Origin of the sequence: Ruoffia halotolerans (assembly GCF_014049385.1) — a bacterium.
GTDB classification, from domain to species: Bacteria; Bacillota; Bacilli; order Lactobacillales; family Aerococcaceae; genus Ruoffia; species Ruoffia halotolerans.
The window spans coordinates 163,157-174,426 of the sequence record NZ_JACAOA010000001.1; the positions used below are offsets into that span (position 1 = coordinate 163,157).

General features: G+C 35.9%; 7 protein-coding genes. 1 reads left to right on the forward strand and 6 read right to left on the reverse strand.

Annotated elements, in window-relative coordinates; all coding sequences use genetic code 11:
• Window positions 1–7 precede the first annotated feature (7 nt).
• The 6 genes from HW423_RS00735 to HW423_RS00760 all read right to left on the reverse strand — a co-directional run bounded on the left by HW423_RS00735 (window position 8) and on the right by HW423_RS00760 (window position 10,009).
• Window positions 8–1,885 (reverse strand): serine hydrolase, encoded by a 1,878-nt coding sequence (locus HW423_RS00735; RefSeq protein ID WP_218930055.1) that lies wholly within the window; start codon window positions 1,883–1,885, stop codon window positions 8–10.
• 244 nt (window positions 1,886–2,129) lie between these two features.
• Window positions 2,130–6,494, reverse strand: coding sequence for an ABC transporter permease (locus HW423_RS00740; RefSeq protein WP_218930046.1), 4,365 nt, complete (start codon window positions 6,492–6,494; stop codon window positions 2,130–2,132).
• A 25-nt stretch (window positions 6,495–6,519) separates the two neighbouring features.
• Window positions 6,520–7,221: an ABC transporter ATP-binding protein gene (locus HW423_RS00745; RefSeq protein WP_218930047.1), complete on the reverse strand. Its 702-nt coding sequence runs from the start codon at window positions 7,219–7,221 to the stop codon at window positions 6,520–6,522.
• Between the two features lie 18 nt (window positions 7,222–7,239).
• Window positions 7,240–8,430, reverse strand: coding sequence for a class I SAM-dependent rRNA methyltransferase (locus HW423_RS00750; RefSeq protein ID WP_218930048.1), 1,191 nt, complete (start codon window positions 8,428–8,430; stop codon window positions 7,240–7,242).
• A 25-nt stretch (window positions 8,431–8,455) separates the two neighbouring features.
• The gene (locus HW423_RS00755; RefSeq protein ID WP_218930049.1) at window positions 8,456–9,628 is read right to left on the reverse strand and encodes a hypothetical protein; all 1,173 of its coding nucleotides are present in this window, start codon (window positions 9,626–9,628) and stop codon (window positions 8,456–8,458) included.
• 171 nt (window positions 9,629–9,799) lie between these two features.
• Window positions 9,800–10,009 carry a CsbD family protein gene (locus HW423_RS00760; protein WP_218930050.1) on the reverse strand — a complete coding sequence of 70 codons (210 nt, stop codon included), beginning with the start codon at window positions 10,007–10,009 and terminating at the stop codon, window positions 9,800–9,802.
• A 195-nt stretch (window positions 10,010–10,204) separates the two neighbouring features.
• On the opposite strand from HW423_RS00760, the gene HW423_RS00765 reads away from it, so the two are divergent.
• Entirely contained in the window at window positions 10,205–11,227 is a 1,023-nt protein-coding gene (locus HW423_RS00765) for a glycosyltransferase (protein ID WP_218930051.1), read from the forward strand.
• Window positions 11,228–11,270: the final 43 nt, after the last annotated feature.

Below are 11,270 nucleotides of genomic sequence, written 5' to 3' on the forward strand. Positions count from 1 at the left end.
TATTTAATTAACGGTAATAGTATCTTCCATCTGATTCATCGAAGAACCATTCAGCTGGTCTAGTTTCTCCAGTTGTTTCGTCATAAACTGTTTCTTCAGGTAAGTTCACGTAAGATCCGATGTTATCAACATATTGATTTGAGTAAGTTCTTCCATCTTCTCCTACTGTACCTGTTTCTGGTGTCGATTCTTCAACAACATTCACTTGAGATTGAGCCGCTTCTTCAGCAGCTAATGACTCTGCTTCTGCTTGGGCTTGTGCTTCTGCCTCTGCTTGAGTAGCCGCTTCTTCTTCGGCTACTTCTTCTGGAGTTTGTCCAGTTTCAAAGTAAGTCACAATGTTAGAAATAGAAGTTGAAATGGCTGGGACAACTTCTTCAGCACTCGTGAAGTTAGAAGTTAGAATGACAGTAATATAGTAAGTGTCTTCTAATTCAACAATTCCTGCATAGTTTTGTTGTGCAGTGTTTGTATCTGCTGATGCAATTTCATAACGCGTTTGATATCCAGCAATTTGACCTTCAGGATATTTTGCTGTTACAGGCGTGTTTAATAACAATTCTTTAATTGTTGCATCTGCTTCTTCTGATACTAATTCATTGTTTGCTAATTTATTAAGTAATTGAGCAATATCTTGTGCGCTTGTTACTGCACCAGTCACTTGCCCTGATTCTTGCATAGTTAACATTTGTGTTACTCGTGTTGAGAAGTAATTTGATTCATTTAACCATAAATTAAAGGCGTTTGGTCCACCTGTTTCTTGAATTAAATGATTCATCGCTGACACGTCATTTGCTTCAACGACTGCTGATAATAATTCTTGAATAGTAAATTCTGTACCTTCTTCAGCAGTGGCTACGATTCCTTCGTCATTTTCAGCTACTAAATCAGATGACACTACGACTGAATCTTCAAGTGTTAATTCACCGTCTTCAATCGCATTGAATGTAAAGCCTAAGACAAACCATGAAATTAATGCGTCTGCTTCAACGCTATGGTCATCATAAACATATGGCACTTCAGCATCTTGCGGATAAACAACTGTTGATACATCACCAATAGAAGCTAAGTTATCTGTAATCGTTGAGTTAAAGAATTCAGCTTGTTCTGTATCTAATGAAGTTGTTGGTACTTCATAGGAAATACTTTCACTTACACCTAATGATTCAGATTCAACGTTAAGGACTTGTTCTTGAGCCTCTGTAGAAAGTACAGCTACAGAAGGATCATTAAAGCTGATTGTGAGCGTTTGGCCATCTTTTACTAATGAGTAATCATCTTCTAGTTCTACTGTTTCTCCATTAGCATCAATAGTAAAGTTAAATGTTGTACTATCCACATTATCTAATGACTCATTGAATTCAAGTGCGACATTTGTTAATGGGTATTCATCTAAATTTACTTCTTGATTCACAATAGATAATTGACCGTCAGCGTTACTTTCTTCTGATTCAGATAACTCCGTTGATTCTTCTGTTTCACTTGTTGCAGCTGAATCTTCTGTTTCTGATTCAGAATCTTGTGTATCTTCAGACGGTTCTTCCCCTTCAAATTCCTCAGTAACAGGCGCTTCCGTTACAGGTTCTTCAGGTGTATTTTGAACAACTTCTGTATCAGACGTCTGGAAATAATCTACAACTTGATTAATAATTCGTGGGCCATATAAAAAGGCTAAAAAAACAATAGCTACGGCAAGAACTAATTTAATAATTCCCCATAATACACGACTGAATCCCCCACTTGAACGACGCGGTGTTTCTTGTACTACGTCTTCATTACGTGATTCTTCTTTTAACTCTGCAACTTCTTGTTTATTGAAGACATGCCCACAATAGGCACATTGATTTTTACTTCTTACGTTTCTACCACAATTTGGACACTGCATTAACTCTACCTCCTAGAAATGTTGTCATTCCTCTTGTACTTTCTATTGTAGCATAGAATGTGTCAGTTTGTCAGTTACAAACTTGAGGATAAATTCTGTAACTTGTTGTCTTACCATATATATGTTAGTTTTGTAACATTCTTCTAACAAGCAAATTATTTTTATTTCAAAATAAAAACTCCCAACGATTCTAAAGTCAATTAACTTAGAATTCATTGAAAGTTTTTTTGAAAATATCTTGTTATTAATCTACACCTTTAAGTGCTTCAACCATATCGATTTTTTTCAGTTTAAAGTGCATAGCCACCATGACTATTGTAGAGAATGCTAAGGATATAAAGAATGAAGCGATGTAACTGCCTATTGAAACACTTGGATGGAACAAGACGTCCATCATTTGCATTGTTTTTAATAAGTAAGTATTTAAGATCGTTCCGAGCACTAAACCAACTAAGCTACCTAAGACTGATAGTACTAATACCTCGTTAAAGATATACATACTTACTTCCCGGTCATAGAATCCAAGTACTTTAATCGTAGATAATTCTCGGATTCGTTCAGCAACGTTAATATTTGTTAAGTTATACAGGACGACAAAGGCTAATGAAGCTGCTGAGATAATTAGAACTAATGTAATTAAATCTAAACTTCCCATTTGATCTGCGATACTTTCAGCAAGTGTATTCAAATCGACAGTCGTTAAGACATTATCATTGTCCATGATCGCTTCTTCAGTTTCTTTTTGACTGACACCTTCTGTGTAGTGAACTAAGTAAGCATTTTGGCTTGGTTCTTCCCCAAAGATACTTTCATATTGTTCAGGATTTACATAGAGGTAGTGAGAAGCGTAGTTTTCTACAACTGTAAAATCTTCTACAGTAAACTCTTCTAAGTCTTCGTTTTCTAAGGTAAATGAGTCGTTTTTTGATAAATTCAGTAACTCACCCATTCTTTCTGTGATAAATGGACCTTTATCTACGATGGCATTTGGAATTGGTTCCTGGCCTCTTTCGCGTAATGTAACGTAGTCCGAGAATGATTCTAAATCCCCTAGAGGAACTGTCACAGTAACGGATTGTGTCTGACCATCTTTTAATTCTGCATCATACGTTTCAAGTAGCACTGGCATATAGCCCTCTACGCCATCCATCTCTATGAGTGTTTGATTCATGTCCTCAACCTCAGAACCTTCTAAATCGTCGTTAAGGTATACCATGCCATCAAATGTTTGGAGTTGATTAAATTGATCATCCACAATACCAGATATTGTATTACTAATTCCGAAACCTGTCACGATCAACATTGTACACCCTGCAACTCCGATAAGTGTCATCGAGTTACGTCCTTTGTATCTTAGTAGATTTCGCACTGTCATTTTTGTATTAAATGATAATCGATTCCAAATACTTGGTACACGTTCTAGTAATAATTTCTTACCTGATTTCGGTGGTTCCGGTTGTAGTAGATTAGCCGGTTGGGTACGCAACATTTTAAGTGGCGTATAGATTGCAGGGAATAAAGCTGTTGCCAAGGCTATCAGTGCTGCAAGAAAATTCCATCCCCATAATATTTCAATTTCAGGCGCATCGAAATAATACAACATATTATAAGCATTTAAGATGACACCTGGAAAGACTGCATAACCGATGATTAACCCAACAACGATACCTAATATTCCGGCAATACCAGCATAGACAACAAATTTCTGGATAATCGTTCCATTGTTATACCCTAGTTGTTTCAAGGTTCCCATGTAATTTCTTTGTTCACTTGCCATACGCTTGATTGTTGTGAAAGTCACTAAAATAGCAATCGCAAAGAAAAACACTGGGAATATATTAGAGATGACATTTAGTTGTTCTGCATTATCATTTAAACTTTGATAGGCACTTGAACTCCCACGTTTTTCCACTACATAGGTTGGCTCTTTTAAATCATTTAGAGATTCTTTGGCTTCAGCAATATCTGCTTTAGCCTGTTCTAAATCTTCTAAGGCATCTTCTTCTTCTGAGATAAACTCATAACGATTTAAGTTATACTCAGCGTCACCTTGCATCAGTTCCATTCGACCAGCCAGAGCATCTTCACGACCTGTTTCAAGCTCTCTTTGCCCTGCAATAAGCATATTGTATGACTCGTCGATCACCCGTTTACCATCGACAAGACTCGCTTGTCCTTCATTAAATTGTGAAATACCTTCATCTAAAGCTTGTCGACCTTCAGTGATAGCAGCATATGCTGTATCTAATTCACTTTGACCTGTCGCACTTTGAGCATTCAGCTCAGTCCAACCTTGGTTAATCGTACTTTGCGCTGCTTCTAATTGACTCAATCCAGCATAATATTCATTCCAACCAGCTGCTAATACAGAACTTTGTTCATCGAGTGTCGCTTGTCCCGTTTGCAACATATTCACTGCTTCAGCTAATTGAGTCAATTCAGATTGAATTTGACCTAAGTCCAATTCCGGAGGTAGTTCATTTAAACCACCATCTTCGAGAAGTTTATCCAATTCAGCTTGTAAAGTCGTCAGCGCTGCTTCTGTTTGACTAAGCTGACTATTAAGCTCTTCAATTTGAGTTTCTAAAGAATTGAATCGTTCAATTTGTTGATTCAACTCGGCCAGTTCTGAGTTATTTTGTTGAAGTAAAGTTCTAAATTCATTCAATTCATTTCTTTGTGTTTGTAAATCACTTTCAATTTGAATGGATTCCGCTTCAGTTAATTCTGGATTTTGTAATTGTGATTCTAATTCACTGACTGCTTGTGATAATTCAGCTATTTGTTGGTTATAAGACTCATTCTGAGTTAATAATTCATCTCTTCGTGCAATAAGTTCCGAAATATCTCCAATATTATTGTATTCTGTTTGGAGTTGGTTCAATTCTGTTTCGATGTTTGTTAATTGCTGTTCTAATTCACGTATTCCAGCTATTTTATTAATTAGCTCATTGTCACTTCCAGAAGGGTTTTCTGGGAGTGTTTCTGTTTGAGTCTCTAACTCAGCTATTCGATTATTTAATAATTGTAGAACGTCATCTATAGAAGTTGCTGGGCTCAATTCAGTCCCAACAAGTTGTTCTAGTAAAGTGAGTTGTTCTGTCGAAAGTTTCAAATCAGCTAACGTTTGCTCTAGCTCTTCAACCTCACCTAATTCATTGACGATAGCTGCGAGTTCTTGAAGATTTTCTCTTAAGATATCTCGTTCAATATTTAATGAATTAATCCAAGATACAATATCCGGATTTGTTCCGGTATCTGATTGCTCAAGAACTTGAAGGAAGCCGTTAATAACGTCAATCTGATCTTCAATTGCAACTAACAATTGCTCTGGTGGTATCTGATCGTTTGTAGCAAGTCTTAATTGGTCTAGCAATTCTTGTCTTCCTGCAGCCAATTGACTATAACCGGCATCAAGTGCCGCTTGGCCTTCAACTAATTGTGAATAACCTGCTTGTGCTTGTGATACTGCTTGATCTAACTGTGCTTGTGCATCCGTTAATTGTGACTGAGCAGATGCGATTTCTTCATTAAAGGTCGCCAGTCCTTCTTCATATTGGGCTAAGCCTTCTTCATAAGTTTTTTCATTATAATTCAGTTGTGCCCGTGCATCCGCAAGATCTAACCGACCTTGTTGATACTCTTTGATTCCATCATTCAATTCTTCTTCTCCGCTTACGATGTCAGCAATCCCTTGATTAAGAGTTCTTTGGCCATCAAAAACTTCTTGATGGCCCTCTGATAAAGTTGCTTGAGCATCTTCTAAAGCTTCTCGAGCATCTTCTAAGGTTTGGTAACCATCAGCCACTTCAATTTCCCCTTCATCGATGGAAGACGCAATTTCATCTTGCAGCTCCACAATTCGCACTTCAGGCCTACCTTCTAAGTCTTCTTCAATCGAAGCCACGGTCTGATCGACAACTTGATTATATTCTGGTGTATATGCTTCGTATTCTCTCGCATCATCTACCCAATAATATGCTTCAGAGTATAAATCTCCACTCACTGCCTGGTCGCTTATAATTCCAAAAACATTAGCCGATCCGCTTCGGGTCATTCTTTCTATATAAAGTGGATTACGAGCAAAGCCGACCACTTCGAACTCTTCCGTCTCCAATGTGAAACCAGCACTGTCGGAATTATCTAGTGTAATTCGATCACCAATTTGGATAGGTGAATCCATTTGTGCATTAAGTGTTTCTAAATATTTGGTGTCGAGGACAATCTCATCCGTATCTTCAACCATTCGTCCTTCAAAAACCTTAAAGAAAATTGTACTCTCATCTCCATTGTAGGTGAATATCTTCGCATTCTCTTCACCAGGACTGACAATAGCATTAATAGACTGCATGGGTAAGATAGTGACACCATTCTGGTTATCTAACAAATCAATATCTGTCTCGTTGAGACCAACTGTCGATAATATATGTCCATCTGGCATATTATTCTCTTGATATACTTCTCGAGCAGTTCTTACCATGGATGGCCCTGCGGCCCGAATTCCGACGAAGAAAGAGACACCTAAGGCAATGATGGCGAATATTGAGATAAAGCGAGGAATCGATTCTTTTATTTCTCTTAAATTATCCTTCCATAAAGCAGAATTCATAATATTCCCCCCTTCTTAATACTAATTACCATTTTATTTCATCTACTTTTAGAGGCGTATCATTTATAACAATATCGTCTACTTTCCCGTTTCTAATCTTTATTACCCGATCTGCCATCTCTGAAATTGTTGTATTATGAGTAATAACAACAATGGTGGTATCGGTATTACGACTTGTATCTTGCAATAATTTAAGAATTTGCTTACCTGTCTCGTAATCTAATGCACCCGTAGGTTCATCGGCTAATAATAATTTTGGTTTGCTGGCAATAGCGCGAGCAATGGATACACGTTGTTGTTCTCCACCTGAAAGTTGAGCTGGAAAATTATCCGCTCGTTGGTCTAAACCACATTGCTTAAGGACATCCATTACATCTGCATCACTATTAGATATTTGAATCGATAACTCAACGTTTTCTTTTGCGGTTAAATTAGGCACAAGATTATAGTTTTGGAAGACAAAGCCAATATTATTTCTACGAAATGTAGTTAATTCTTTGTCTGAATAATCACTAATATCTTTTTCAGCAATAATAACCTCACCGGATGTCGCTTTATCCATTCCACCTAATATATTTAACGTTGTGGATTTACCAGCTCCTGAAGGTCCTAATATTACGGCAAATTCGCCGGATTCGATTGTGAATGTTACACCGTCATTTGCGCGAGTAACAATTTCACCGCTTTTATACTCTTTTACTACATCATTTAGCTCAATATAGCTCATCTAATTTCACCTCTATTACTAATTTTCGCGATAAAATACCAACACCTTGAGGTAACTACTTTCTTCATCTGGACTTGTTGGGAAATCTTCTGGAAGACTGAATTGTTGGATTAAATAATAAGTTCCGTTCAACTCTTGCGTTGCCGCAACCATATCATCTCGGAAATCATCTAAAGCATAACCACTATGGTTGGTACTTAATATCGTCATCCCATTTGGATTTGTTAATTTAAATAATTGTTTTGCTAAGTTTGAATAGTCTTCTTCTACTCTGAACATCTTCTTTTTAGTTCGCGCGAAGCTCGGAGGATCACTAACAATTAAATCAAATGTAATGTTATTTTTGGCTGCGTAATCTAAATAATTAAAGACATCCATCACACGAATCTCATGTTTAGAATCTTCTACTTCGATATCATTTAACGCAAATTGTTCTGTTGTTAATTCAATACTGCGGTTGGCTACATCAACACTTACCGTATGGTCACTTCCACCAACTGCTGCCGCAACTGAGAAAGCGCCGGTATAACTAAAGATATTCAATACAGACATCCCTTTCGCTTGCGTCTTAATAAAATCACGTACGTCTCTTTGGTCTAAAAAGATTCCTGTCATCCAACTTTCACCTAAATGCACAGCATAGTTAAGATTATTCTCTTTAACGACTAATGGATCCGGTGCTTCGGCGCCACTAACTAGTTGAATGGGTTCTAAATCATCTTGTTGGAAGCGGAGCGTCTCATAAACTCCCTTAACTTCAGGTAATAATTGGTTTAATGCCTCAAAGAACCAATGACGGTATTCATAAATTCCTTTAGAATACCAATTAATTTGAATGTAGTGGTCGTACCAATCAATGGTCACCCCACCAATGCCGTCCCCTTCACCGTTAAATAAACGAAAAGCAGTCGTTTCGGTACTATTAAAGAATGCTTCGCGTTCTTCAAAGGCTTCTTCTAAGGCATCATAGACTAAACTATCGTTCCAGTATTCATCTTGATAAGTGGTAATTAACCAGCCAACACCTTTATTTTGGCGTCCGACTAACATTTTCCCTAAGAATTGATTGTCAAAATCATTTAAGATGACGACATCTCCTTCAATAAAGTGCTTTGCTTTATCTTCGTTTTGGAAATCCTTAGCTTTAATTAACTTTCCACCTTGTTTAATTCGCTTTGTCGCAAATTCTCTTAATTTATATTCTGCCATTTTGAACACCCTTTTTCTTTCTCTTTTAATTTAATAACTGTGTATCGTTGTCATAACGTTGATTCTCAGCGGTCAACACTGATTCCATCAAGTATGAAAATTCACTCATTGTCATTTTATTCAATTCGTTAATTTCTGGTATCTTTTCTTCTGTCGGTGTCATGGATAATTCTAAACGGTAATTAAAAGATTCGATATCTGCTGTTTTATTACTGAATATATTCAGCACAAATTGTTCATAAAGACCTGTTAATGTTGCGTTATAACTACCTACCTCAGGATTTATGCTAATAGTCGCTTTGGTTAATTTATCTGTCACGTGATTTGTACTAATATTACTTTTCCACTGATAATCCTCTGGAAGTTCTTGATTATCCATTCTTCTCGAGAATATTAAGTCATCGGTAATTTGCGAAGACAATGTCGACTGAAATGTCAGTCCTCGTGAGTTTTCAGTGATATTGAATTGTTGATTCGGAATGACATCATAGGAAATGTGTCGATTATCACTTTCGTTAATATCCACATTTAGACTGTAATTCAAACTGAAACTGCCTGAGTTTTGATAGAATCCACGCGGAATCTCAAGTCTTTCCATATCTATAATCGTGCTATCATTTAACTGATAGATATTATTAGTAGAGATATCCTCTACTTGCGATAAATCTGGAAAGTATAATAAATTATCGATTAATTCATCATTCATATTAATCGAACCTAATTCATCTTGATTAATCGCAATGTAGTAATCATTGTATTCATTTAATTTGTTTTGAATATTTTTAGGAAAATACCTTTGCTCAAAAAATCCTGTGTCCGTTAATAAATTGATCGTATTAATATAAGCTAAAGAAAATTCACGATAAGAAACGATGTCATAAGTTGAGACAGATTGTGTATCGTCTTGTCCATATTCATAAATATCAAACGTTAATCTTGCATCCCCACTTATAGAATCAGCAATAATCTCACCTTCAGCAAGTAATTTGTTCGAATCAACATTCATATAACGTAAAGCGATTTTATAATTATCTGATGCTTCTAATTTATCTAATACTTGCTTAAAATCTTGATCAACTTCTTCTCGTAAGACAAGCTCTTCTTGTATTTCTTCATCTTCAGATGCTTGGACCAACTGTATTGGAAAAATTAATGAAATGAGACTCAGAGATAACAATAATTTCTTTAATTGACGCATAATTATTCGCTCCTGACCTTTTTACTCCGCTTCATATATTAGCATATTATTTCGAACTGAGTATGAATTTTATTTTCTTTATTAACAGCTATTGCGCTTACATTAAAAAAGCATACACTTTTAGTTTTAGACACTAAAAATGTACGCATTTAAATCCAAAGAAACTATTAACTATCTTTTATCTTTATCGTTGTTATCGAAGGCTTCTTTCACACCGTCTACCGCACCTTTGACAGTGTCTTTAACATCATTTAGGGATTCTTTAGCTTTACCACTATTTTTTTGTGCTTTTCCTTCTGTTTCGCGTTTTTTATCGCCAGTTACTTTACTTGTAACTTCTTTTGTTTTTCCTACAACTTGATCTTTCTTATCTTCTGACATATTTTCCCCTCCAATTTTTTTAATTCTTTATTCTTATATTTTATTGAAAAAGCAGTGTTGTTGTCAATTAATAGGATTTTTCTCCGTTAAAGAATATCATTATTTTGATTATGAAAGAAATAAAATAATGATGCCAGTAATACTTGCTAAAAAGCTTTTCATGTTCTAAACTAAATTTAGTTAAAGGGGTGTATTATGAAAGTATTACTATATAGCGAAAACTTGAAACAAATTAATAAATCTGGCTTAGGTAAAGCCATTCAACACCAGAAAGAAGCTCTTTCTTTAAATAATATAGAATATACAACTGACATAAATGATACGTTTGATGTTCTTCATATTAATACGTATTTCCCAAAATCATATTATGTCGCATATAAGTTAGGGCATAGTGGCATCCCTGTCGTTTACCATGCTCACTCAACCGAGGAGGATTTTCGAAATTCATTCATCTTTTCTAACCAAGTCTCTCCATTGTTTAAACAATGGCTGATTCAGGCTTATCGTCAAGGTGATATTCTCATCGCACCTACACCTTATGCTAAAAAGTTACTTGAATCGTATGATATCGGACGAGAAATTGTGAGTGTATCAAATGGGATTGATTTGCGCCGTTTCAATCACGTAGATAATGCCAGAGAACTGTTTCTTGAAGAGTTTAATTATGAACCTGATGACTTTATCGTTATGGGTATTGGCTTATATTTAGAACGGAAAGGGATTCTGGATTTCGTGGAATTGGCCAAGCGCATGCCACATGTTCAATTTATTTGGTTTGGTTATACTGATTTAAAACTTGTTCCTGACAATATTAAACAAGCGATTCAAACGGACTTACCAAATCTAAGATTCGCTGGTTATGTTCCTAATGATTCCATCATACTTGGTTTACAAGGTTCTGATTTGTTCTTATTTCCTACGATGGAAGAAACTGAAGGGATTCCTGCCTTAGAGGCTTGTGCAACAAAAGCAAACTTTATTGTTAGAGATATCCCAGTATTTGATGATTGGTTAATTGACAAGAAACATGTCTATAAAGGAAAAGACATTGATGATTTCGAACGATTAATCGAACAATTTAGATTAAATGACTTACCTCCCTTAGGTGAAGCTGCCTATGAGGTTGCTAAAGAGAGAAATCTCATAGAAATTGGAAAGCAATTAAAAGACGTCTACCAAAAAGCTATCGAAATTAAACACGAGGAAGAAAAAAACTGAAGTAGATGAATGGCTTAGTGCCGTTCATTTACTTCAGTTTTTT